We start from the raw sequence: 22,731 nt of genomic DNA on the forward strand, positions 1-22,731 counted from the left end.
ATTTAATCGGCAGGCGCGTAGCTGAACACAACTTGCCGTTTAGAAATCATCCCGTGCTGCTGACAGAAGTAATCCACCGCACCGCAGGCTTTCAGTTCCTGAAGCGAGTGCTTACATTCAGGGCACGCAGCCTCACGCAGATAATCTTGCTGGCAGGCAGTACACTGAAACCGCACACCGCTTTTCCAGGCCAGAAGATGACCACAGCTCGGGCAATTTGCTTCCATATTTATCCTCTCGTTTCACCACGTTCAGGCGGCACATTTCTGTCCAATTCCGGCAGCATAACCACACTCTCCTGCTCATTGGCATCGGTGCGGGAAATGACCAGCACGGCAACGTCGTCACTGGGATTATAGGGCAAATGCGGGACGTTCTCAGGGATATAGAGGAAATTACCTTCTGGTAATTCAATCATGTTTTCAAGCTGCTCCCCGTAATACACACAGGAAACACCGCTTAGCGCGTAAATCGCCGTTTCGTGATGTTCGTGCTTGTGCGCCTTTCCTTGCGAACGCGGTGGAATCCACGCTAACTGCATATGAAGATGTTGCGACCCCACCGTCTCGCGTGAAATCCCAACCGAATAAACCAAGCCTTGTTTGCCCTGATACTGGGTCTGCGGGGCAATTCGCTGGCAACATACGTCCCGCTCAGAATGCGTTGTTTTCATCACTGCGCCTCAGGAAAAAGACTGTCCAAGAGTACGCTATCAAATTCCTGTTCTGTCAGCCAAAAGGCAGACGTAAGACTCTGTCACTTACTGCAACAGAAGCCAACAGCGCTAAATCACGCCCAGTGAACGTAAAAAGTAGAGCCCCAGCGCAATCACAAAGAAGGCTCCCGCCGTCGTCAGCCCGATAATATTGGCAGCCAGCGTAGCGTTTCCGCCCATCGCTCGCGTCATCACGTAGCTACCCGATGCCGTCGGCGTTGAGGAAAACAGGAAGATAATACCGAGTTCAACGCCGCGGAAACCGACCAGCCATCCCCCGAACGTCAACAGCCCCGGAACGACCAACAGCTTCGCCACGGAAGCAAGCATGGCGACGTTAGATGACCGAAACATGCTGCGCCACTCCAGACTGGCTCCGGCGCAGAGTAACGCCAGCGGCAGCGCCATTGAGGAAATAAAGCTGCCCGTTTGTTTAATCACGCCAGGCATCGGCAAATGGCTCTGCGCATACGCGGCACCGCAGAGTAAACCGATAATCAGCGGGTTGGTGGCGATGCCTCGTAGTAACATGAGAATGCTGATGCGTTGATCCGGTGACTTACGCTGTAAACTGCGCGTGAGGGTAATCACCGACAGCGCGTTGAACATGATCACCGTGACAACCAGATATAGCGACCCCACCGCTACGCCCTCTTCACCATATGCGCTCACGGCAAACGCGAGCCCCATAATGCCCGTGTTAGAACGGAAGCCGCCCTGCACGAAGATGCCACGCTCAGTGGGTTCTTTAATGAGGCGGACAGCAGCAATTTCCAGCAGCAGGAATGTCGCCAGCGTACCTAGCGTGCCATACAGTACCAGCGGCCACTGATCCGAAAACGACTGATGATTGCTTGCCACACTGAAAAACAGCAGGCAAGGCAAAGAGAGATTGAATACCAAACGCATCGCTGCATCGCAAAAGGCATCATTTAGCAGGCCGATTTTGCGCAACGCAACGCCCATAAACAACATCAACAAATTGGGCATTGTGACGTTAAACGCAAAACTCCAGGTTTCCCAGGACATGACTTTCCTTGATGATTATTGGTTTTATTAGAATGGTCGTTTTATTAGCGACTGCTTGTTTCATCTCTAACAAAACGGGGCGAATATCGCTATTCGCCCCGAAAATAAATCACTTACTTTTTTTAAGATGCGACATCAAACGCTTACGCTTGCGCAGCTGGTTTGGCGTCAGCGTGTTGCGCTTGTCGGCAAAGGGGTTTTCCCCTTCTTTAAACTGAATACGAATCGGCGTGCCCATCACTTCCAGCGAACGACGATAGTAGTTCATCAGGTAACGCTTGTAGGAGTCTGGCAGGTCTTTCACCTGATTCCCGTGGATCACCACAATCGGCGGGTTATAACCACCGGCGTGCGCATATTTCAGCTTCACGCGGCGACCGCGTACCAGCGGTGGCTGGTGATCGTCCGATGCCATTTGCATGATGCGGGTCAACATGGCCGTACTAACGCGACGAGTGGCGCAAGAATAGGCTTCGGTGACCGACTCAAACAGGTTACCCACGCCGCTACCGTGTAGCGCAGAAATGAAGTGGATGCGGGCAAAATCGATAAAGCCGAGGCGCAGATCCAGCGTCTCTTTCACCTGCTCACGTACTTCCTGCGACAGGCCATCCCACTTGTTCACCACGATCACCAGTGAGCGCCCACTATTGAGGATAAAGCCCAACAGCGAGAGATCTTGATCGGAAATGCCTTCGCGCGCATCAATAACCAGCAGGACTACGTTGGCATCTTCAATCGCCTGCAATGTCTTGATGACAGAGAATTTTTCTACCGTTTCCGTTACTTTGCCGCGCTTACGCACCCCGGCGGTATCAATCAGAACGTATTCACGTTCGTCGCGCACCATAGGGATGTAGATACTGTCACGCGTCGTGCCGGGCATGTCGAACACCACCACACGCTCTTCACCCAGAATACGGTTCGTCAGCGTGGATTTACCCACGTTCGGACGCCCGACAATCGCCAGTTTGATCGGCAAATCTTCAGGATTGAAATCGTCTTCTGCTTCTTCTTCGCTGGCCTGCTCTTCCGCTTCTAACGCTGCCCAGTAAGCCGCGTTCTCTTCTTCTTCGGTTAGCTCGACCGGCTCTTCTATTTCATCCTGCACAAACGGCAGCAGAACCGTTTCCAGCAGCGACGTTACGCCACGGCCATGAGACGCCGCGATCGCGTACACTTCGCCCATTCCGAGCGAGTAGAAATCCGCCGTGACCATATCTGGGTCAAGGCCATCGGTTTTGTTAGCGACCAGCACGGTTGTCTTTTCGCGGCTGCGCAAATGCTTGGCAATGCCTTCATCCGCAGGCATCAACCCCGCGCGTGCATCCACCATGAACAGCACGATATCCGCTTCTTCAATCGCGACCAGCGATTGGCCCGCCATGCGCGTTTCCACGCCGTCTTCGGTGCCATCGATACCACCGGTATCGACGATAATAAATTCATGCCCTTCCACTTCTGCACGACCATACTTGCGGTCACGAGTCAGCCCAGGGAAATCCGCCACTAATGCATCACGAGTGCGCGTTAAGCGGTTAAATAGCGTGGATTTCCCCACATTCGGGCGCCCGACCAGCGCGACGACAGGTATCATTGTTACAACCTCATTACTTATATTTCAATACGTTACAGCGAAATACTCGCTGACGATAAAAAGACGAAACGGCCCCTGATAATGTCAGGAGCCGTTATACGAGCACACCTAAAACGCTGTGCTCCAAATTGATACGGGTTACTTAGCGAGTGAACGCGTAGACATCACCGTTTTTCGCCTGAATCAGCAGCTTATCGCTGGCAACCACAGGCTTGCTCAGGAAGCCCGAGCTATCCACTTTTTGCTGCGCCACGAAGCGACCATCTGCCGTATTCAGCCAGTGCAGATACCCTTCGGTATCACCGACAACCAGATAACCATTATACAGCGCCGGAGCCGTTAAGTTACGGTGCAGCAGATCGCTTTGACGCCACAGGCTCACACCGCCGTTGGTATTCAATGCAACAACGCGATCGTCCTGATCGACCAGATAGATGCGGTCGCCGTCAATGATGAAATCATGCACTGAACCCAGTTCACGCTTCCACAGAACCTGACCAGAACGCAGATCCAGCGCGGTCATGTTGCCATTATAACCCAGCGCATAAACCACTTCGCCCGCAACTACTGGCGTGGTGTCGACATCGTTCAGACGATCGATTTCGGTTGCGCCACTCGGTTGTGAAATACGCTGCTGCCAAATGAGCTGACCCTGATTGATCATCACGGCGTTCACACGACCGTTATCACCACCCACAATCGCCGCACCAAATGCGGTTGTCGGTGCAGATTCACCGCGCAGAGACAGCGTCGGCATATCCAGGTTGACGCTCCACTTGATTGCGCCATCGGCTTCATTCAATGCTTGCAGCATACCGTTGCTGGTGTGAATCAGCACCACGCCGTCGCTGACGACAGGGCGAGACAGCGCTTCGCCAGCCACTTTGGTCTGCCATACTGGCGTACCATCTTCCGCATTCAGCGCATAGACCTGTGCCCTTTCGCTGCCGACATAGACATGGTTACCAGAAACCGTTACGCCACCGGACAGCAGCGCTGGATTATTGCGGGAGAAGAAATTGGTCTTCTCTGACAGATCTGCGCGCCAAATCTCTTTGCCATCACTCAGATCCATCGCTTTCACGGTGCCACGACGATCGGCCGCAAAAACGCGATTATCCTGCCATGCGGGGTGAAGATTGGAATAAAACTCACCAATACCACTCCCAACCGAGCTGTTCCACACCTTGGTTGGCGTGAACTGGTTTTCCACCTGCGGCAGTGGAGACATAGTGACAACATCTTCTTCGCTGTTAAACAGCGAACATCCGCTCAGCAGGGCAACAGAAACCAGTCCTACCAAAAGTGTTTTACGCAATTGCATGGAATTCCTCTTAGCTGGACAGGTTATTCAGTTTCATCCGCAGTAACGCTTGCTGTGCCTGCGATGGATTGGAAGACAACCCTTTGTTGTAAGCATCACGCGCAGCCTGATTATCGCCTTTGCTCACCAGAATATCACCACGCACTTCCGCAGCCTGTGATGCCCAGCCTTCCAGCTTGATGGCATCCAACGTTTTCAGCGCGTCATCCGCTTTGTTTTCCTGTAGCTGAACCCGCGCCAGACGCAGATTCACCACGGCCAGCAGGTCGGCATCTTTAGTCTGCGACTGCGCCTGTACCAGCTGCTGCGCTGCTTTAGCAAAATCTTTCTGATCAACGTAATGACGAGCCAGTTCCAGAGAAGCCAGCGCGCCATAGGTATTTTTATTCTCAGCCGTGAATTTCTCGGTTGCCGTAATCGCGTCGGCTTTACCTTCGGCCAATTGCTCCGTCACCTGCTGATAAGATGAAGATGCCGCCATTACGCTGTCATTTTGGTGGCTTTGCCAAAAACGCCAGCCAACCAGTGCGCCAACACCCAGCACAACACCGACAACTAACGCCTTTCCGTTCTCCGCGAGGAAACGACGTAGTGCATCAACCTGTTCATTCTCTGTGGTATAGACTTCCACGGTGTCTCTCTCCTCAATCCAGTAACGTTGCCAGCCGCGATGCGACGTCGGCCTGTGCCAATGTATCCTGCTCGCCATTGCTCAGGTTTTTAACCACAACCTGACCGGCCGCCACTTCATTTTCGCCTAATACCAATGCGACGCGTGCGCCCCATTTATCAGCGCGAGCAAATTGCTTCTTAAAGTTGCCACCGCCGTAGTTGGTCATCAGTTTCAACTGCGGCAGCGCGTCACGTAATTTCTCCGCCAGTTGCATTGCCGCAACCTGCGTTCCCGCACCGGAAGAAATCAGATAAACATCTACGCCTGACTGTACTTTGAAATCCGGGTTCACAGACTGCACCAGCAGCACCAGACGCTCCAGACCCATAGCAAAACCAACCGCTGGCGTCGCGTGCCCGCCCAGCTGTTCCACCATACCATCATAACGCCCACCGGCACAGACCGTGCCCTGCGCGCCCAGACTGGTCGTCACCCACTCAAATACGGTGCGGTTATAGTAATCCAAACCACGAACCAGACGCGGATTAACGGTATATGGGATGCCGGACTGCGTTAAAAGTTCACCCAGTGCCTCAAAGTGTGCACGTGATTCGTCATCCAGGTAGTCCGTCAGCACTGGTGCGCCGTTCAGCAGTTCCTGAATCTGCGGATTCTTCGTATCCAGAACACGCAGCGGGTTGGTGTACATCCGACGCAGGCAGTCTTCATCCAGCTGATCTTTATGCTGTTCGAGGAACGCCACCAGCGCTTCGCGATAGCGGGCGCGCGCGTCTAACGAACCAATCGAGTTCAGTTCCAGCTTCACGTGGTCGGCGATGCCCAGCACACGCCACCAGCGGGCCGTCATCAGAATCAGTTCGGCATCAATATCCGGCCCTTGCAGACCAAACACTTCACAGCCCAACTGATGGAACTGGCGATAGCGCCCTTTCTGCGGACGCTCGTAGCGGAACATCGGGCCGACATACCACAGCCGCTGTTCCTGATTATAGAGAATACCGTGCTCAATACCGGCGCGGACGCAGCCTGCCGTCCCTTCCGGGCGCAGCGTCAGGCTATCGCCATTGCGATCGTCAAAGGTATACATCTCTTTTTCGACGACATCGGTCACTTCACCGATAGCGCGCTTAAACAGCGGCGTTTGCTCGACAATCGGCAAACGAATTTCATTATAGCCGTAGCCGCTGAGTACCTGTTTCAGGCTGTTTTCAATACGCTGCCACAATGCCGTTTCGGCTGGCAGGTAATCGTTCATGCCACGGATGGCTTGAATATTTTTTGCCACGTCAGTTCTCTATGCGTTTTTCAAAAAATAAACCCGATTATAGAGGGATTGTCGTCGCATCTTCAATGCGGGGCCTCCCCATCGGGTTCAGGAATCGTGAATTAGGCGGGTGACGGCAGACCGTCACGCCGTCAAAGTTACTTATCTACCAGATTGACGGTAATGCGCTGATTTTCGTCCATCATGGAGGCTTTCGCGCGGATCTTGGCTTCTAACTGATCGATCATCTGTTCGTTATCGAAGCGCTCTCTCTGCCGCACGCCGTCTTCATAGAAGCCGCTCTTGTTGTGTCCACCCGTGACGCCAATGGTGGATACCAGCGCTTCGCCGGGACCATTTACCACGCAACCGATAATCGAGACATCCATCGGCGTGATGAGGTCTTCCAGTCGTTGTTCCAGCGCGTTCACCGTACCGATCACGTCAAATTCCTGACGAGAGCAAGTCGGGCAAGCAATAAAGTTGATTCCGCGTGAACGAATGCGCAGTGACTTCAGGATATCGAAGCCGACTTTCACTTCTTCAACCGGATCGGCCGCCAGCGAGATACGCAGCGTGTCGCCAATGCCTTCAGACAGCAGCAGACCGAGGCCGATAGCCGATTTCACCGCGCCGCTACGCGCACCACCCGCTTCGGTGATACCAAGGTGCAGCGGCTGATCGATACGCGCTGCCAGCAGGCGATAGGATTGCACGGCCAGAAAAACATCCGAGGCTTTAACGCTGACTTTAAACTGATCGAAGTTCAGGCGGTCGAGAATATCGACATGGCGCATCGCTGATTCCAGCAGCGCTTCCGGCGTTGGCTCACCGTATTTTTCCTGCAAATCTTTTTCCAGCGAACCGCCGTTAACGCCAATGCGGATCGGGATATTGTTGTAACGCGCGCAGTCGACAACCGAGCGAATACGCTCTTCGTTGCCAATATTGCCGGGGTTGATGCGCAGACAGTCGACGCCATACTCCGCCACTTTCAGCGCGATACGGTAGTCAAAGTGGATGTCGGCGACGAGCGGGACATTCACCTGCTGTTTAATCAGCTTAAAAGCTTCCGCCGCGTCCATGGTTGGCACGGAAACGCGGACGATATCGACGCCAACACGTTCCAGCGCTCTGATTTGGTTGACGGTTGCTTCAACGTCGGTGGTTCGGGTGTTGGTCATGGATTGCACCGCAATCGGCGCACCATCACCAACAGGCACCTTGCCGACGTAAATTCGTGTTGATTTTCGACGGGTTATGGGTGCAGCGTTATGCATTACTTCATCTCCAACATTGCAGTCTTACCTGAACAACACGTTATTCTGCGGTCAGCGTCAGGCGTGCAACCTGATTGCTGCGCACAAAGCGGCTTAAATCAACCGGCTTGCCTTGAAATTGAATCTGTACCGCAGCAGGTGCACCAATTTTCAGTTTATAGGGTGACTGACCATCCAGATTCAGTGTGCCACCATTGCGCTGCATACCGCTGAACAGTTTTTTACCGCTGGCATCGGTGACTTCCAGCCAGCAATCGGCCGTGAACGTCATCACTAATGCATGAGCAGCAGGAGCTGGATTGGTTTCCGCTACCGTACCCGCAGCGGGAGCTACAGCTCCAGCCCCCAACAGAACATTACCCGCAGCCTGTGGCTGTGCGGCGTTCCCATGTGAAGGAGATTGGCTGGACGGTGCAGCAGACGGTGTAGAAGCAGAAGAAGGCGTTGACGGTGTCTCCGATCCAGTGGCAGACAGGTCGACTGGTGTAGAAGCCGGTGCCGTAGCAGAATCCGGCGTTGCCGTTTCCTGCGGTGCACTGTTGTCCATTAGCGGAACGGACTGCCCTTCCGTTTGTGCCTGCATCGAACTGGCGTGATCGACCATGCTGTTGATTTCCGCCTGCTGAGCCTGATGGTTTTGCCACCACCATGCGCCCGTTAGCCCCAGAACAACCAGCACGACCAGCCAGGTGATTGTCATCAACCAGCCATCACGCTTTTTGCGGCTTTTTTTCAGCGAAAAACTCTGCATCGGCGAAACAGAGATCGTTTTAGGTATGGCCTGTTTATCCACGGAGGGAAGCAGTTCATCTTCGGGTAAATGAACCAGCTTGGCATAAGAACGGATATAGCCGCGCAGAAAAGTCGGCGCTAAATCGGCAGGCGTCGTACCGTCTTCAATATCGCGAACGGTGGTGATTTTAAGGCACAAACGCTCAGCAATAGTTTGCTGAGTGAGCCCAAGGCGTTCACGCGCTTCACGCAGACGTTCGCCAGGTAGTTTTGCTTCTGTTGTATCTTGGGTGGCTTCAGTATTCATTAGCTAAGAAATGCTGGTACTGTTTAGATTGTGGAAAACTTCGCGCCAGCACGTTGCCATAACGTTCTTTATCGCCATCATGGCCCGCTAACGCGGCGAAACGAATCTGTAACCATAAGCTTTCGGCACTGGCCGGAAGAATATGCTGATAAACATCAAGCAGCAGCCGCGCTTGCTCATTTTTTCCGGCAGCAAACTGTTTGTTTGCTTCCGCCAGCAAGGCACTGCCTTTCGTCGGGTCATACTTCAGCGCCCGACGTAATAACTTGCGCGCGTCTTCAGCCTGTCCGGCATTGAAAAAGCAGTATCCCGCATTTTCCAACGCATCAGCAACCTGACTGTAATCAGGAAGTTGTGCAGCCGCACTAAACTGTCGCTGAGCCGCTACATACTGCCCTAAACTACACAGAAACGCACCGTAATTATTCATGACGCTGCCATTTTCCGGCGCCATGTTCAACACCTGTTGATAACGCTGTTCAGCCAGACGATTTTCACCTATCCGCTGCTCGTAAAGCGCCATCCCCAATTGTGTTCGATAATCCTGCGGAGCAATCGCAACCGCCTTCTCAAGATTCTGCCGAGCCGAATCCAAATTATTGTGCGCCAGATAGGTCAACCCTAGCTGCAAGCGGGTTTGGGCGACCGCTGGATTTGTCGTCTCCTGAGATGATTTACCACACCCCACCAGCAACAGCACCGCGAACAGGCCACTCAGCCAACGCGTTCCCTGTGATAAAGACATTCCGTGCCATAAAGAAAGTCTCTGTGATAGTGGCTTTGCCATCCCTGCTCCCTCGCCTTGTCGTCTTTGCCAGACATCCTGACCAGCGAGGTTACCTGAATATGAACAGAGTGGCAGTCAGACCTGACAACAACGCGGCGCGCCTCGCAATTTGCTCACTTTTGCCCTGCAAATTACTTCAGCGGACGGCGTCGGGTTAGCGCTTCACGTTAACCCGCGCCCATTTGTTATCAGACCGCTTTCACCGCGATAGGTTCACCGGCCATTTTCTTCTTCAGCGTACGTTTGGTTCTGTCTACGACTTCACCCGCCAGCTGACCGCAAGCAGCATCAATATCATCCCCACGGGTTTTACGTACGATCGTCGTGAAGCCATACTCCATCAGTACCTTGGAGAAACGGTCAACACGGCTGTTTGAGCTGCGGCCATACGGCGCGCCCGGGAACGGGTTCCACGGAATCAGGTTGATCTTGCATGGCGTATCTTTCAGGCATTCAGCCAGTTGATGCGCGTGCTCGGTGCCGTCATTGATATGATCCAGCATCACATACTCAACGGTAACACGTCCCTGATTCGCATTGGATTTCTCCAGATAGCGGCGCACTGCGCTCAGGAATGTCTCGATGTTGTACTTTTTGTTGATCGGCATGATTTCGTTGCGGATGTCGTCGGTCGGCGCATGCAGAGAAATCGCCAGCGCAACATCGATCATATCGCCCAGTTTATCCAACGCAGGCACCACGCCTGACGTGGACAGCGTCACACGGCGCTTGGATAAACCAAAGCCGAAATCATCCAGCATGATTTCCATCGCCGGCACGACGTTAGTCAGGTTCAGCAACGGTTCGCCCATGCCCATCATCACGACGTTGGTAATTGGACGCTGGCCGGTAACTTTAAAGGCACCGATAATCTTCGCCGCACGCCACACCTGACCGATGATTTCCGATACGCGCAGGTTACGGTTAAAGCCCTGCTGCGCCGTTGAACAGAATTTGCACTCCAGCGCACAGCCTACCTGAGACGACACACACAGCGTGGCGCGATCTTCTTCTGGAATATAAACGGTTTCTACACGCTGACCGCCCACCAGAATCGCCCACTTAATCGTGCCGTCGGAAGAGCGCTGTTCGTCCACCACTTCAGGGGCGCGAATTTCAGCGATCTCCTGCAATTTGCTGCGGAAGACTTTGTTAATATCCGTCATCTGGTTGAAGTCATCACAGCAGTAGTGATAAATCCACTTCATGACCTGATCGGCGCGGAACGGTTTCTCTCCCATCGACATGAAGAGGTCACGCATTTGCTGGCGGTTAAGATCCAACAGATTGATTTTTTCCGCACTGGCTTTGACGGATTGAGAGGCATCAACAGACGCCGGAGATAATTCGGACACGGTTTGCTCGGATACGGTAGTTGTAGATGCGGTAGTGTGAGATGCCGTCATTTCAGACACGACGGTTTCAGACGCGATTTGCTTAGACATTGTCAATCCTGGCCTCGTTATTACACGTTATGGCGCTAAAAAGAAGGTTGAATTCGATGGTTATGACCAAAGAAACGCCCCGGATAAGTGCAGGCTCATCCGGGGCGCAGCATTGTACAAAGTTTAAAACAGGTAAGCTACCATCACCGCTTTTTTTCTGTGTCATTACTTCGACACTGCACACTCACGCAACGAAAAAGAAGCAACATCACACGCGCTAACCTGTTTATCACGCGCAAGATTACGCGCGCGCGCAGATCTCATCATCGCTGAAGAAATAAGCGATTTCACGCTGAGCGGATTCGACAGAGTCAGAACCGTGTACCGCGTTCGCCGTGAAGCTGTCCGCGTAATCCGCACGCAGCGTTCCCGCCAATGCGTTTGCTGGGTTAGTGGCACCCATGATGTCACGGTTACGTTGGACGGCGTTTTCACTTTCCAGCACCTGCACCATGATCGGGCCAGACATCATGAATTCAACCAGGCCATCAAAGAACGGCTTGCCTTTATGCTCAGCGTAAAACCCTTCCGCTTGCTCACGGCTCAGACGCAGCATTTTAGCCGCAACAATGGTAAAACCCGCGCTTTCAAAGCGTGCGTAAATCGCACCGATGGCATTTTTAGCAACCGCGTTAGGTTTTACGATGGAGAAGGTACGTTCTATCGTCATATTGACCTCATTAACTAAACTGTCAGATTACAGCCGGATTATAAGAATTGTATACCCGGCTAGTGAAAGTGGCGCAAATTATAGGTGCAGAGACCTTTGTTGCCTACCAAGGAAATAACATTTTATTAAAAAAATATTACCTCTCATTTTCTCTTCATTAACGATTGCGCATCGTGCGTTTTTGTTTCCCACCGCCCCAGTGCTGAATGTAACAAATCATCGGCGATCACAGTTCTGAAGGTTACTTGTAACGTTATAGGTTATTTGTTTTTAAAACAATAAGATAACTGGAATCCCTTTGTCATTCACTGCTAACTTTGCTGCTGTACCTACCATAATGGCCAGTAAGAGGGCTGATAATGAAAAGAGCGGTCAATGCATTGCAAAATTTCGGCAAGTCCCTGTATGGGCCGGTGCTGATACTCCCGATTGTCGGGTTATTCATCGCATTTGGGAATGTGTTCGGTAACGGCAATTTAGCGGGCTACGTCCCTTTACTTAATCACCCCTTGATTCAGGATTTTGGTCAACTGGTTTCCAAATCTGCCGTGGCGATTCTGGCTAATTTGGCGCTGGTGTTCGCCGTCGGGATCCCGATCGGGCTGGCGAAACGCGATAAAGGCTACGCTGCGCTAATTGGTCTGGTGATGTTTATCATCTTCATTAATGCCATGAACATCACGCTGCAATTACAGGGCAAACTCGTACCAGCCGCAGAAATGCGCCCCGCCGGGCAAGGCATGGTGCTGGGCGTTCAGGTGCTGGAAATGGGCGTTTTTGCCGGTATCCTGATCGGCGGATTCGCAGGCTATCTGTATAACCGCTATTCCAGTAAACAGTTTAACGGCGTGATGGCGATCTATTCCGGCCACTGCTTTGTCGCCATTCTGGTTATTCCGCTGGCGATTGCGCTGGGCTTTGCGATGAGCGCCCTGTGGCCGTTTGCTCAGCACGGCATCACCTGGCTGGCCTTCGCTATCAAAGGTGCGGGCCCTGTTGGCATCGCGATATATGGCTTTCTGGAACGCGTACTGATCCCCACCGGGCTGCATCATCTGGTCTATACCCCGTTCCTGTACACCGAACTGGGCGGCACCGCAGAAGTGTGCGGCAAGCTGTATCAGGGCGCACGTAACATCTATTTTGCTGAAATGGCCTGTCAGGACGTCAAGCAGCTGAGTTCCACCGCAGTCTGGGATGCACGCGGTATCAGTAAAATGTTTGGTCTGACAGCCGCTGCGCTGGCGATGTACGTGACAGCGAAGCCAGAAAAACGGCTGGCCGCCAAAGCCATTCTGATTCCAGCCGCGTTTACCTCTTTCTTACTGGGCGTTACCGAGCCGCTGGAATTTTCCTTCCTGTTCGTCGCCCCGATGCTGTTTGCCGTCCACGCCGTACTGACTGGCATCGGGATGATGCTGTTCTCCATCATGGGCGTGCATGCGATTGGTGCCAACGGCGTCATCGATTTCCTGCTTTATAACCTGCCGCTGGGCACCGAGAAATCCAACTGGCCGATGTACATCGCGGTCGGGCTGACCATGTCGGTGATTTACTTCTTCGTCTTCCGTTTCCTGATTCTGTACTTCGACATGCCAACTCCAGGGCGTGAATCCGATGAGGAAGAGACCCGGCTGTATTCCAAAACCGAATATCAGTCCAAGACCGAGAATCCAGCAAAAACGCAGGACGCGGTGAAAGGCGATGCCCAACTTGTGGGTGCCACCATCATCGCCGGGCTGGGTGGCAAACCCAATATCGAGGTGGTGGATAACTGCTATACCCGCCTGCGGGTCACGCTCATCGACCCCGCTTTGGTAGACGAACAAGAGCTTAAGAACACCGGTGCGAAAGCCGTTATCCGACAGGGTAACAACGTACAGGTTGTTTACGGACTTCACGTCAAAACGATACGCGAAGCAGTTGAAAACGCGCTTTAACAGGAGACTGACCATGACGAAACCCCCATTCATTCTGACCATTGCCGGCGGCGGCAGCACCTATACCCCAGGCATCGTAAAGAGTCTGATGGTACGTCTCGCGGATTTCCCGCTGGCGGAGATTCGTTTGTATGACATCGACGGCCCGCGGCAGGACATCATCGCGCCGGTGGTGGAAAAGGTCATTCGCGACCACAGTGACAGCATCATTTTTACCGTCACAACCGATGCGGAGACCGCGTTTAGCGGCGCTCACTTTGTCTTTGCCCAGATGCGCGTTGGCCAGTACAAAATGCGCGAACAGGACGAGAAAATCCCACTACGTCACGGCGTCGTCGGGCAGGAAACCTGTGGTCCCGGCGGGCTGGCCTACGGCCTGCGTACCATTCTGCCGATGGCTGAGTTGATCGATCTGGTTGAGCGCTATGCGCATAAAGAAGCGTGGATCGTCAATTACTCCAACCCCGCCGCAATTGTTGCCGAAGGCGTGCGCCGCCTGCGTCCTAACGCCCGCGTGCTGAATATCTGCGACATGCCGGTTGCCGCGATGCGTAACATTGCAGCCGTGCTGGGCGTCGATCGTCACGACATCACGGTGGACTATTTCGGGCTGAATCACTTCGGCTGGTTTACCCGCGTGCTGGTCGATGGCGTCGATCGTATGCCAGAGCTGCGCGAGCATATCGCCCGCTACGGCCTGTTGACCGCCGATGCTGCCGATACCGATCCGCAGCACGCCGATCCGTCGTGGGTGAAAACCTGGCGCAACATCAAACCAGTCATGGATCATTTCCCGGAGTTCGTGCCGAATCCGTATTTGCAGTACTACCTGATGCCGAATCAGATCGTGGAGCATCAGGATCCTGACTACACGCGCGCCAATGAAGTGATGGACGGGCGTGAGAAGAAGCTGTTTGCGGCCGCCGCCAGCTACAAGGAAACCGGGATTCTGTCCGATGCGTTCCACGTTGGCGTGCACGGTTCATTCATCGTTGATGTCGCCTGCTCGCTGGCGTTCGATCTGCGCCAGCGCCATCTGGTCATCGTCGAGAATAAAGGTGCCATCGCCAATCTGCCTTACGACGCGATGGTGGAAGTGCCTGCTTATATTACTGCGCAAGGTCCAGAGCCGGTGCGGATGGGGAATGTTCCACAGTTCCATCGTGCCTTGCTGGAACAGCAGTTGGCGTCTGAGCAACTGCTGGTGGAAGCCACGCTGGAAGGCAGCTATGAGAAGGCCTTGCAAGCATTTACCCTGAACAGAACCGTGCCGACAATGCAGCACGCCAAAGCCATTCTGGACGAGATGATTGAAGCCAATCAGGATTACTGGCCGCAATTAAAACAAGCATATAGAGACGGTATTGCCCAATAATCCGCTACTTGTCGGATGAGGGAAAATCGCTGACAATGAATCTATCATTGCACATCAATGATAGATTCGGGGTCGAATTCGTCGGCCCCAACGTGGAGGATCTATGTCAGCATCGTCTTCTGATTTGCCCGTTTCTCATGAGCGGTTTGTCTCCGCAGACTGGCTTGCCAGCCACCTGAACGACAGCAGCATCACGCTCATCGACGCCCGGATGCTACCGCCGGGCAACAGCACCCGTGATATTCATGCCGAATACCGCGCCGGTCATCTGCCTGGCGCGGTTTTTTTTGATATTGAAGCCCTGTCCGATCACAGTACCGATCTGCCGCATATGATGCCAACCCGCGAAGACTTCGCGCGTGCGATGGGCGAGTTGGGGATCGATAACCAGCAGCATCTGGTGATTTACGATGAAGGCAATCTCTTCTCCGCGCCGCGGGCGTGGTGGATGCTGCACACCTTCGGCGCGACATCACTTTCGATCCTGAGCGGCGGCCTGGCGGGCTGGACAGCGCAGAATCTACCGCTGGAACAGGGCGATGTGACGCCGAAGCCAACCACATTCCACGCTACGCTGGACGAAAACGCCATTCGCTCACGCGATGACGTGCTTTCCATCAGCCGGGATAAATCAGAACAGATTGTCGATGCCCGCCCCGCTCCCCGTTTTAACGCCGAGGTCGACGAACCGCGTCCCGGTCTGCATCGCGGCCGCATTCCCGGTAGCCTCAACGTACCGTGGACCGATTTGGTGAGTAACGGTGCGCTGAAGCCTAATGCGGAGCTGGCAACCATTCTGCATAAACATGGGGTAGATTTTACTCGCCCCATCGTCGCCAGCTGCGGCTCCGGCGTAACGGCTTCTGTCGTGGTGCTGGCGCTGACGCAGTTAAATGTCCCGAATGTAACGCTGTACGACGGATCGTGGAGCGATTGGGGTAGCCGCGATGATGTCCCAATTGAGCGTGATTAGTTCCGCTCGGTTTTTCATTACCGTCAATCAGGGGTAGCAGGTGGATAATCGGCTGGCGTCCTTAATGCAGCACGGTCAGGTGCTGACGCGCGCGGAATATCGCGTGCTGGCTTTTATCGCCGACCATTCATCGCTGATAGGCAAAATCACAGTGCGGGAGCTGGCGCAGAAGACCTATGTCTCCACCGCAACCATCATGCGGCTGTGCCAGAAAATCGGCTTTAGCGGCTACAGTGAATTCATTTATCACTGCAAAACGCTGCTCACGGATCATCCGCGTCTGGCTCCCTCGCCTGTCGTTACGCCCAATGACGCTTCGCTTCCCGATGCTTTCCAGCATTTTGTCGACAATTATCAGCGCACGTTTGCCTACATTAGCCATCAGGATAGAGCCGCTTTCAGCGCTATCCTGCGGCAGGAAAGCCACTTTTTCCTGTACGGCGCGGGGTTCTCCCATCTGTTTGCTGAATATTTGGCGAAGAAACTACAGGTGCTGGGGAAAGATGCCTTCTCTTCCGGGTTAGGAGACAGCCGAGGCATTTTTCTCAATAACGCGCCGAAGTATCAGGTGTTTATCGCGATTTCCCGCAGTGGGGAAACCGAACAGGTGTTAGATAAGGCGCGTATCGCCAAAAACATTGGCATGAAGGTGATCGCGTTTACTCGAGCGTCGTTGAATTCATTAGGCGAGTTAGCCGATTTGCACTTCCGGCTCTACGATGATGCAGTTCACTATGCGGCGGAAGCCGGTGAGATTAGCTCATTTGAATCGAATCTGGTGATGCTGATTGATCTACTGCTATTGCAGGCAACAGCGGAAAAATCGTAATCCGCTGTCGCCTTCATCAAACTTATACCCGGTATCAGGCGTTACCGCTTCCCTTAAACTCTCTAAGGAAACTCCCCCACTTGCGCTCGTAGAACGGCGTAGTGTGCTTAATCATATAATGGCTAATGCCCGATTCGCCTTCCTTCACCAGACACAGATCGACAGGACGCTCGTCCGGTAAAGTGTCGCTGGCAACGCTGCCCGCTTCACGGATGATGATTTCTTCATCCTGATCGGCATCAATCCCAATCAGCAGGTGCGGCTGCTCTTCGCCCGGTTCCTGAATCTGTGCCAAAAACGCCCGTTTTACATGGCGATGTTTGGTAAACAGCTGCGTCAGGGAGTCGATCATCTGTGCTGGCATCTCGGCTGGCTGGCTCAGTACGACCTGCATCTCTTCTTCAACGACGCGCTGCTGAACAAAGCCGTTACCTTCACCAGACAGAATATGTTCAATTTCCTGTGGCAAAAACTCTTTGCCATACGGCAGCTTAGGGTTGAGGAACAGCGTGACACCCTGCGTCATTTCAAACAGCGAACGCGTCGGCAGAGCCAGAAAAGCGGCTTCTTCCTCAATCACGCTCTGCAATGCTTCCAGAGAAGAGAAGAAAGGAATGGCGGATGAACCATCGTCTTTTTCCCAGTGCTGAATGTTCACATTACTGCCCGCATGCAATACCACCTCACCGGATTCATCCCCGTCATCGGTACTGCCCAGCACAAACACCGTGGCTTCCATCAGTTCACTGAAAAACTCAGGACGATGCGCTGGCTCCGTTGCAGCCAGAATCAGCACTTCTTCCAGTTTATTACGTGGCGAAAACTCCATACTTTCCTCAACATGATTACGTTAAAAACCGACGCTTTAAGGCCTGAACCGACTACTTGGCGTTGCTCAGCAGGAGATTCGCCAGCGTGCGCACGCCGAGTCCCGTTGCGCCCGTCGCCCACTGTTCTACCGCGCCTTTACGGTACGTCGCGGAACAGTCAATGTGCAGCCAGCCCTGCTGATAATTTTTCACAAAGTGCGACAGGAAAGCCGCCGCCGTGCTGGCACCAGCGGTGTGTGCACCACTGGCAATGTTGTTCAGATCCGCAAAGCTGGACGGCAGATGGCTGCGGTGGAACTCTTCCAGCGGCAGACGCCAGAACGGCTCGTTTTCTTCTTTCGCACTTTCCTGCAATATCGCCACCAGCTCGTCATCAAAGCTGAACAGCGCATGATAGTCGTTGCCCAGCGCTGTTTTCGCCGCGCCCGTCAGCGTTGCACAGTCGATAATCCACTGTGGATTTTGCTCGGAAGCATCGATCAGGCCATCCGCCAGCACCAGACGCCCTTCCGCATCGGTATTCATTACCTCAACCGTTTTACCGTTGCGGTAGCGAATGATGTCGCCCAGTCGGAATGCATTGCCGCTCACCATGTTGTCCGCACAGCACAGATACAGCTTCACGCGCTGTTGCAAACCGCGTGCCGCTGCCAGCGCGAGCGCGCCAGTCAGAGTGGCCGCACCGCCCATGTCCGATTTCATGGAATCCATGGAACTGCTAGGTTTCAGGCTGTAGCCGCCGGTATCAAACGTAATACCTTTACCTACCAGACAGGCGAACACTGGCGCGTCCACATTACCCGTCGGGTTATAGTCCAGCGCCAGCAACACCGGCTGACGTTCAGAACCGCGACCCACCGTGTGCAGACCGGCATAATTCTGTTCACGCAGATCTTCACCTTTGGTGATGCGGTAGCTGACGGCGTCACAGGCGACGTCACACAGCAGATCGATTGCACGGGTCGCCAGTTGCTCTGGCCCCAGATCTTCAGCAGGCAGGTTGATGGTGTCACGCACCCAGTCCACAATCTTCAGGCGATCGTTCAGCTCTTTCTTGTCAGCGTCGTTCAGTTCCGCCCATTCAACCGTTCTTTGCCCTTTCGGCCCACGATATCCTTGCCAGAATGCCCAGCTGTTTGCCAGATCCCAGCCTTCACCAGCTAACTGAACGTGTTTAATCCCCTGCCCATCGATTTTGCGGGCGGCACGTTGGATCACGGCCAGTGCCGCTTTGCCATTCAGGGACGCCCCTACATGAATGGTGAAACCCTGCTCATTCACACTCAGCGTCGCTTTTTCTCCCCAGCGCGCGTCAGCAGGTTGAGTGGAGAGTGAAATCAGCATGGTATTGTTCGTCATAGTGCTTCTCCGATAATAGGTATTCCTGCCACTTTTCATGTTTGCAGGTGATGTTCATAGTTGCAGACGTTCTGCTTATCAATACGTGTTTATAAACGCTCTCGCTTATAAATACTCGGTTTGCAGATAAATAAACGGTGCATCATGACATGCAAATGTTACGAATTTTGGCACGAAATAAAACGGGCCACCAAAGGCAGCCCCGCCATGTTTCTACTCTGCTTCATCTAACCAGACCAGCAGGATCGCTTCCAGAATTTTTTCGTTGGAAGCGTCCGGCCGATCGTCAAATTCATCCAGCTCGCAGATCCACTGGTGCATATCCGTGAAACGTACGGTTTTCGGATCGAGATCGGGAAACTGATCGTAAAGCGCTTCGCCGATAGCCCGGCTGTCTGTCCATTTTAATCCCATAACGGTTGCTCCCTATGCAGATTAATGCTCGCGCGCGTGGTTGATCGTATAGCGTGGGATCTCGACGACCAGATCGTCCCCGGCGATACGCGCCTGACAGCCCAGACGACTTTCCGGCTCCAGCCCCCAGGCCTTATCCAGCATGTCGTCTTCTTCTTCTGTACTTTCTGCCAGCGAGTCGAAACCTTCGCGCACGATGCAGTGGCAGGTGGTGCAGGCACAGGATTTCTCGCAGGCGTGCTCAACGTCAATACCGTTACGCAGGGCGACTTCCAAAATGCTTTCACCGCGTTCCGCTTCCAAAACCGCCCCTTCAGGACACAGATCCTGATGCGGTAAAAAGACTATCTTAGGCATGTTACACCTCATCCACAGAATGACCTGCCAGCGCGCGACGGATAGAGGCATCCATGCGACGGGCGGCGAATTCCTGGGTTTGTTGATCGACTGTTTTAATCGCGGCTTCAATCGCCACGGGATCGCTTCCCTGCATCATCGTATGCAGATGTTCGGATGCCGCGACAATGATGCCTTTTTCGTCATTGCTCAATAACTCGGCGTCGGCCACCAGCGCGCTTTGCAAGCTTTCCAGCACGCGTGCAGCTTCTACTTTTTGCTCTGCCAGACGACGCGCGCCGACATCTTCCTTCGCATTCAGCATCGAGTCGGTGATCATCGTGGCAATTTCCGTATCGCTCAGACCGTATGACGGTTTAACCTGAATGGATGCCTCGACGCCCGTCGATTTCTCCATCGCCGTGACGCTCAGCAGGCCATCCGCATCAACCTGAAAGGTCACGCGAATGTGAGCCCCACCGGCAGGCAGCGGCGGCAGACCGCGCAGTGAGAAGCGCGCAAGCGAGCGGCAATCCGCCACCATTTCACGTTCGCCCTGCAAGACGTGGATCATCATGCCGCTCTGGCCGTCTTTGAACGTTGTGAACTCCTGTGCGCGAGCAACCGGGATCGTGGTATTGCGTGGAATGATTTTTTCCACCAGCCCGCCCATCGTCTCCAGCCCCAGCGACAACGGGATCACGTCCAGCAGCAGCATGTCGCTGTCTGGCTTGTTGCCCACCAGAATATCCGCCTGGATCGCCGCGCCGATAGCCACGACCTTGTCTGGATCGATCGACGTCAGCGGTGTACGACCAAAAAACGTTCCCACCTGCTCACGCACCAACGGAACGCGCGTCGATCCACCTACCATCACAACTTCCAGCACGTCTTCTGGCGTCAGCCCCGCGTCTTTCAGCGTACGACGGCAGGATAGCAGCGTGCGTTTCACCAGCGAAGCAATCAGCGAATCAAACTGCTCGCGGGTGATATCGCCCTGCCAGCCAACGACATCCACACGCACTGACTCGGCGCTGCTGAGCGCAACTTTGGCTTTCACCGCTGCATCACGAAAGGCATGATCCAACTGGCGATCGTCACGATCGTGAATGCCCGCCTGCTCACGCAGCCACTCTGCCAGCAGATGATCGAAATCATCACCACCCAACGCAGAATCACCGCCCGTTGCCAGCACCTCAAAGACGCCGCGGCTCAGGCGCAGAATGGAAATATCAAAGGTGCCACCGCCCAGATCGTAAATGGCGATCACGCCTTCTTTACCGGAATCCAGCCCGTAAGCAATCGCGGCCGCAGTCGGTTCGTTCAGCAGGCGCAATACGTGCAGCCCGGCAAGACGTGCCGCATCTTTGGTGCCCTGACGCTGTGCGTCATCGAAGTACGCAGGAACGGTAATCACCACGCCATCCGGCACGCCGCCTAACGCCGCTTCCGCACGCGCAGCCAGCGCGGATAAAATATCCGCCGATACCTGTACAGGATTAAGATTGCCAGCCGAGGTCTGAATCAGCGGCAGGCCGTTATCGCTGGCATGAAAGTGATACGGTAAATGCGGGTAGCGCTGCTGAATATCGTCCAGAGAACGCCCCATCAGGCGTTTGACTGAGCTGACGGTATTGTCCAGATCGTGGGCAGCATTGTCGCGTGCATCCCAGCCGACGCTGTGACCATCGTGACGATAGTGGACAACCGAGGGCAGCAGGTCGCGCCCATCGCTATCTGCCAGCGTCTGAGCTTCACCGCTGCGTACGGTGGCAACAAGAGAATGGGTGGTGCCTAAATCAATACCGACAGCCAGACGGCGCTGGTGCGGTGCGGCGCTAAGGCCAGGCTCACTAATTTGTAATAAGGCCATATTGAGCTTCCATCAATTGGCTGGCGAAAAACCCGATATAGCAATCACCATCGGGTTACCCGCCGGATTAACCAGTTATCTGTCCAGCAATTGTTCTTCGAGTTCTTCAACCTGTTGCTGGAGCTTGTCTAAAAAGCGTAGCTTGCGCACGGTGTCTGCGGCGTCTGTCCACGTCTCATTATCGAGTTCATCACGCATATGTGAACGGCGCTTAACGATCGTTGCCTGCAATCGCTCGGCGAAGGCCGCCAGCGCCTCATCGGCATCCGATCGCTGCGAGATCGCGTCCAGCTCTTCGCGCAGTTCCAGCTGTTCCATCAGGAATGCTGTGTCCTTCATCGTATGCTGTTCGTTGTTCACATCAAAACCGTGCAGCGACAGCATATACTCCGCGCGTCTCAGCGGATGATTGAGCGCCTGATAGGCGTTATTGATCGTCGCCGCCTGCTGCACCGCCAGCATGCGCTCGCGCTCTGGGCTGGCAGCATAACGGTCAGGATGGAACTGACGTTGCAAGTCCTGAAAACGGGATGCAAGCAGGCCGCCATCCACATCATAGCGAATCGGCAGCCCGAATAACGTAAAGTAATCCATAGTGGTACTCTGGGAGTTCTGGGTAGCAACACATGCTATTAATCGATCGCACGCTCACTACCCAAGAGGGGTCAGACGTTGAAACTTTCGCCGCAACCGCATTCGCCGGAAATGTTCGGATTATTGAACTTAAAGCCTTCGTTCAGCCCTTCTTTGACGAAATCCAACTCGGTTCCGTCAAGATAGACCAGACTTTTGCCGTCCACGATGACCTTCACGCCTTTGTCTTCAAAGACCGTATCACCGTCGTTCAAATCATCAACAAACTCCAGCACGTACGCCATACCGGAACAGCCGGATGTCCGTACGCCAAGACGCAGCCCAAGGCCTTTGCCCCGGTTTGCGATGAAAGCGTTCACGCGTTGTGCCGCACTTTCGCTCAGAGAAATCGACATACTGTTACCTCGATCGTTCGCCACCTCGA

General features: G+C 53.9%; 23 protein-coding genes. 4 read left to right on the forward strand and 19 right to left on the reverse strand.

Translation table 11 applies throughout. The annotated features are described in order from the left end of the window. Nucleotides 1-2: 2 nt before the first annotated feature. The 12 genes from NXT09_RS11935 to ndk form a co-directional block, all read right to left on the reverse strand. Nucleotides 3-227 carry a zinc ribbon domain-containing protein gene (locus tag NXT09_RS11935; protein ID WP_268579805.1) on the reverse strand — a complete coding sequence of 75 codons (225 nt, stop codon included), beginning with the start codon at nt 225-227 and terminating at the stop codon, nt 3-5. A gap of 2 nt (nt 228-229) precedes the next feature. Further along, nucleotides 230-673, reverse strand: coding sequence for a cupin domain-containing protein (locus NXT09_RS11940; RefSeq protein WP_268579806.1), 444 nt, complete (start codon nt 671-673; stop codon nt 230-232). Between the two features lie 111 nt (nt 674-784). Beyond that, entirely contained in the window at nt 785-1,744 is a 960-nt protein-coding gene (locus NXT09_RS11945; protein ID WP_268579807.1) for an AEC family transporter, read from the reverse strand. Between the two features lie 109 nt (nt 1,745-1,853). Continuing rightward, nucleotides 1,854-3,341: a ribosome biogenesis GTPase Der gene (gene der, locus NXT09_RS11950; RefSeq protein WP_014916204.1), complete on the reverse strand. Its 1,488-nt coding sequence runs from the start codon at nt 3,339-3,341 to the stop codon at nt 1,854-1,856. A 142-nt stretch (nt 3,342-3,483) separates the two neighbouring features. Then, nucleotides 3,484-4,665: an outer membrane protein assembly factor BamB gene (gene bamB / locus NXT09_RS11955; protein ID WP_010280044.1), complete on the reverse strand. Its 1,182-nt coding sequence runs from the start codon at nt 4,663-4,665 to the stop codon at nt 3,484-3,486. 10 nt (nt 4,666-4,675) lie between these two features. Continuing rightward, nucleotides 4,676-5,296 (reverse strand): YfgM family protein, encoded by a 621-nt coding sequence (locus NXT09_RS11960; RefSeq protein ID WP_010280046.1) that lies wholly within the window; start codon nt 5,294-5,296, stop codon nt 4,676-4,678. Between the two features lie 13 nt (nt 5,297-5,309). Next, complete coding sequence (gene hisS / locus NXT09_RS11965) at nt 5,310-6,584, reverse strand: histidine--tRNA ligase (protein ID WP_268579808.1); 1,275 nt, start codon at nt 6,582-6,584, stop codon at nt 5,310-5,312. 137 nt (nt 6,585-6,721) lie between these two features. After that, the gene (gene ispG / locus NXT09_RS11970; RefSeq protein WP_010280052.1) at nt 6,722-7,843 is read right to left on the reverse strand and encodes a flavodoxin-dependent (E)-4-hydroxy-3-methylbut-2-enyl-diphosphate synthase; all 1,122 of its coding nucleotides are present in this window, start codon (nt 7,841-7,843) and stop codon (nt 6,722-6,724) included. Nucleotides 7,844-7,883: 40 nt separating this feature from the next. Further along, nucleotides 7,884-8,882, reverse strand: coding sequence for a cytoskeleton protein RodZ (gene rodZ / locus NXT09_RS11975; RefSeq protein ID WP_268579809.1), 999 nt, complete (start codon nt 8,880-8,882; stop codon nt 7,884-7,886). After that, nucleotides 8,872-9,627: a type IV pilus biogenesis/stability protein PilW gene (pilW, locus tag NXT09_RS11980; protein WP_268579810.1), complete on the reverse strand. Its 756-nt coding sequence runs from the start codon at nt 9,625-9,627 to the stop codon at nt 8,872-8,874. Before pilW ends, rodZ begins: the two co-directional genes overlap by 11 nt. A 230-nt stretch (nt 9,628-9,857) precedes the next feature. Beyond that, nucleotides 9,858-11,075 carry a dual-specificity RNA methyltransferase RlmN gene (gene rlmN / locus NXT09_RS11985; RefSeq protein ID WP_268579838.1) on the reverse strand — a complete coding sequence of 406 codons (1,218 nt, stop codon included), beginning with the start codon at nt 11,073-11,075 and terminating at the stop codon, nt 9,858-9,860. A 280-nt stretch (nt 11,076-11,355) separates the two neighbouring features. Next, nucleotides 11,356-11,784: a nucleoside-diphosphate kinase gene (gene ndk / locus NXT09_RS11990; protein ID WP_205550173.1), complete on the reverse strand. Its 429-nt coding sequence runs from the start codon at nt 11,782-11,784 to the stop codon at nt 11,356-11,358. 359 nt (nt 11,785-12,143) lie between these two features. Here ndk and NXT09_RS11995 point away from each other — a divergent pair, with 359 nt between their 5' ends. The 4 genes from NXT09_RS11995 (at nt 12,144) to NXT09_RS12010 (ending at nt 16,901) form a co-directional block, all read left to right on the forward strand. Then, nucleotides 12,144-13,724, forward strand: a complete 1,581-nt coding sequence (locus tag NXT09_RS11995) for a PTS transporter subunit EIIC (RefSeq protein ID WP_268579811.1) — start codon at nt 12,144-12,146, stop codon at nt 13,722-13,724. Nucleotides 13,725-13,737: 13 nt separating this feature from the next. Further along, the gene (locus NXT09_RS12000; protein ID WP_268579812.1) at nt 13,738-15,099 is read left to right on the forward strand and encodes a 6-phospho-alpha-glucosidase; all 1,362 of its coding nucleotides are present in this window, start codon (nt 13,738-13,740) and stop codon (nt 15,097-15,099) included. 103 nt (nt 15,100-15,202) lie between these two features. Beyond that, on the forward strand, nt 15,203-16,072 hold the full coding sequence (gene sseA, locus NXT09_RS12005; protein ID WP_268579813.1) for a 3-mercaptopyruvate sulfurtransferase: 870 nt from the start codon (nt 15,203-15,205) through the stop codon (nt 16,070-16,072). A 40-nt stretch (nt 16,073-16,112) separates the two neighbouring features. Continuing rightward, the gene (locus NXT09_RS12010) at nt 16,113-16,901 is read left to right on the forward strand and encodes a MurR/RpiR family transcriptional regulator (protein ID WP_040032393.1); all 789 of its coding nucleotides are present in this window, start codon (nt 16,113-16,115) and stop codon (nt 16,899-16,901) included. Nucleotides 16,902-16,935: 34 nt separating this feature from the next. Here NXT09_RS12010 and sseB read toward each other — a convergent pair whose 3' ends face one another. The 7 genes from sseB to iscA all read right to left on the reverse strand — a co-directional run bounded on the left by sseB (nt 16,936) and on the right by iscA (nt 22,702). Next, nucleotides 16,936-17,730, reverse strand: a complete 795-nt coding sequence (sseB, locus tag NXT09_RS12015) for an enhanced serine sensitivity protein SseB (protein WP_039557765.1) — start codon at nt 17,728-17,730, stop codon at nt 16,936-16,938. Nucleotides 17,731-17,782: 52 nt separating this feature from the next. Next, nucleotides 17,783-19,090: an aminopeptidase PepB gene (gene pepB, locus NXT09_RS12020; protein WP_268579814.1), complete on the reverse strand. Its 1,308-nt coding sequence runs from the start codon at nt 19,088-19,090 to the stop codon at nt 17,783-17,785. A gap of 213 nt (nt 19,091-19,303) precedes the next feature. After that, nucleotides 19,304-19,504 (reverse strand): Fe-S cluster assembly protein IscX, encoded by a 201-nt coding sequence (iscX, locus tag NXT09_RS12025; protein WP_010280073.1) that lies wholly within the window; start codon nt 19,502-19,504, stop codon nt 19,304-19,306. A 21-nt stretch (nt 19,505-19,525) separates the two neighbouring features. Then, the gene (fdx, locus tag NXT09_RS12030; RefSeq protein WP_005970171.1) at nt 19,526-19,861 is read right to left on the reverse strand and encodes an ISC system 2Fe-2S type ferredoxin; all 336 of its coding nucleotides are present in this window, start codon (nt 19,859-19,861) and stop codon (nt 19,526-19,528) included. 1 nt (nt 19,862) lies between these two features. Further along, a complete protein-coding gene (gene hscA / locus NXT09_RS12035) occupies nt 19,863-21,713 on the reverse strand; it encodes a Fe-S protein assembly chaperone HscA (RefSeq protein ID WP_268579815.1) in 1,851 nt (616 codons plus the stop codon). A gap of 75 nt (nt 21,714-21,788) precedes the next feature. Next, nucleotides 21,789-22,307, reverse strand: coding sequence for a co-chaperone HscB (hscB, locus tag NXT09_RS12040; protein WP_268579816.1), 519 nt, complete (start codon nt 22,305-22,307; stop codon nt 21,789-21,791). Between the two features lie 71 nt (nt 22,308-22,378). Further along, a complete protein-coding gene (gene iscA / locus NXT09_RS12045; RefSeq protein ID WP_014916217.1) occupies nt 22,379-22,702 on the reverse strand; it encodes an iron-sulfur cluster assembly protein IscA in 324 nt (107 codons plus the stop codon). Nucleotides 22,703-22,731: the final 29 nt, after the last annotated feature.

It is taken from the genome of Pectobacterium jejuense (assembly GCF_026800125.1).
GTDB classification, from domain to species: domain Bacteria; phylum Pseudomonadota; class Gammaproteobacteria; order Enterobacterales; family Enterobacteriaceae; genus Pectobacterium; species Pectobacterium jejuense.

What these genes read in the sequence shown, in the direction of transcription:
- NXT09_RS11935 (WP_268579805.1), bottom strand. Translation starts at nt 227, where the DNA reads ATGGAAGCAAATTGCCCGAGCTGTGGTCATCTTCTGGCCTGGAAAAGC.
- NXT09_RS11940 (WP_268579806.1), bottom strand. Translation starts at nt 673, where the DNA reads ATGAAAACAACGCATTCTGAGCGGGACGTATGTTGCCAGCGAATTGCC.
- NXT09_RS11945 (WP_268579807.1), bottom strand. Translation starts at nt 1,744, where the DNA reads ATGTCCTGGGAAACCTGGAGTTTTGCGTTTAACGTCACAATGCCCAAT.
- der (WP_014916204.1), bottom strand. Translation starts at nt 3,341, where the DNA reads ATGATACCTGTCGTCGCGCTGGTCGGGCGCCCGAATGTGGGGAAATCC.
- bamB (WP_010280044.1), bottom strand. Translation starts at nt 4,665, where the DNA reads ATGCAATTGCGTAAAACACTTTTGGTAGGACTGGTTTCTGTTGCCCTG.
- ispG (WP_010280052.1), bottom strand. Translation starts at nt 7,843, where the DNA reads ATGCATAACGCTGCACCCATAACCCGTCGAAAATCAACACGAATTTAC.
- rodZ (WP_268579809.1), bottom strand. Translation starts at nt 8,882, where the DNA reads ATGAATACTGAAGCCACCCAAGATACAACAGAAGCAAAACTACCTGGC.
- pilW (WP_268579810.1), bottom strand. Translation starts at nt 9,627, where the DNA reads ATGTCTTTATCACAGGGAACGCGTTGGCTGAGTGGCCTGTTCGCGGTG.
- rlmN (WP_268579838.1), bottom strand. Translation starts at nt 11,075, where the DNA reads ATGACGGCATCTCACACTACCGCATCTACAACTACCGTATCCGAGCAA.
- ndk (WP_205550173.1), bottom strand. Translation starts at nt 11,784, where the DNA reads ATGACGATAGAACGTACCTTCTCCATCGTAAAACCTAACGCGGTTGCT.
- NXT09_RS11995 (WP_268579811.1), top strand. Translation starts at nt 12,144, where the DNA reads ATGAAAAGAGCGGTCAATGCATTGCAAAATTTCGGCAAGTCCCTGTAT.
- NXT09_RS12000 (WP_268579812.1), top strand. Translation starts at nt 13,738, where the DNA reads ATGACGAAACCCCCATTCATTCTGACCATTGCCGGCGGCGGCAGCACC.
- sseA (WP_268579813.1), top strand. Translation starts at nt 15,203, where the DNA reads ATGTCAGCATCGTCTTCTGATTTGCCCGTTTCTCATGAGCGGTTTGTC.
- sseB (WP_039557765.1), bottom strand. Translation starts at nt 17,730, where the DNA reads ATGGAGTTTTCGCCACGTAATAAACTGGAAGAAGTGCTGATTCTGGCT.
- pepB (WP_268579814.1), bottom strand. Translation starts at nt 19,090, where the DNA reads ATGACGAACAATACCATGCTGATTTCACTCTCCACTCAACCTGCTGAC.
- iscX (WP_010280073.1), bottom strand. Translation starts at nt 19,504, where the DNA reads ATGGGATTAAAATGGACAGACAGCCGGGCTATCGGCGAAGCGCTTTAC.
- fdx (WP_005970171.1), bottom strand. Translation starts at nt 19,861, where the DNA reads ATGCCTAAGATAGTCTTTTTACCGCATCAGGATCTGTGTCCTGAAGGG.
- hscA (WP_268579815.1), bottom strand. Translation starts at nt 21,713, where the DNA reads ATGGCCTTATTACAAATTAGTGAGCCTGGCCTTAGCGCCGCACCGCAC.
- hscB (WP_268579816.1), bottom strand. Translation starts at nt 22,307, where the DNA reads ATGGATTACTTTACGTTATTCGGGCTGCCGATTCGCTATGATGTGGAT.
- iscA (WP_014916217.1), bottom strand. Translation starts at nt 22,702, where the DNA reads ATGTCGATTTCTCTGAGCGAAAGTGCGGCACAACGCGTGAACGCTTTC.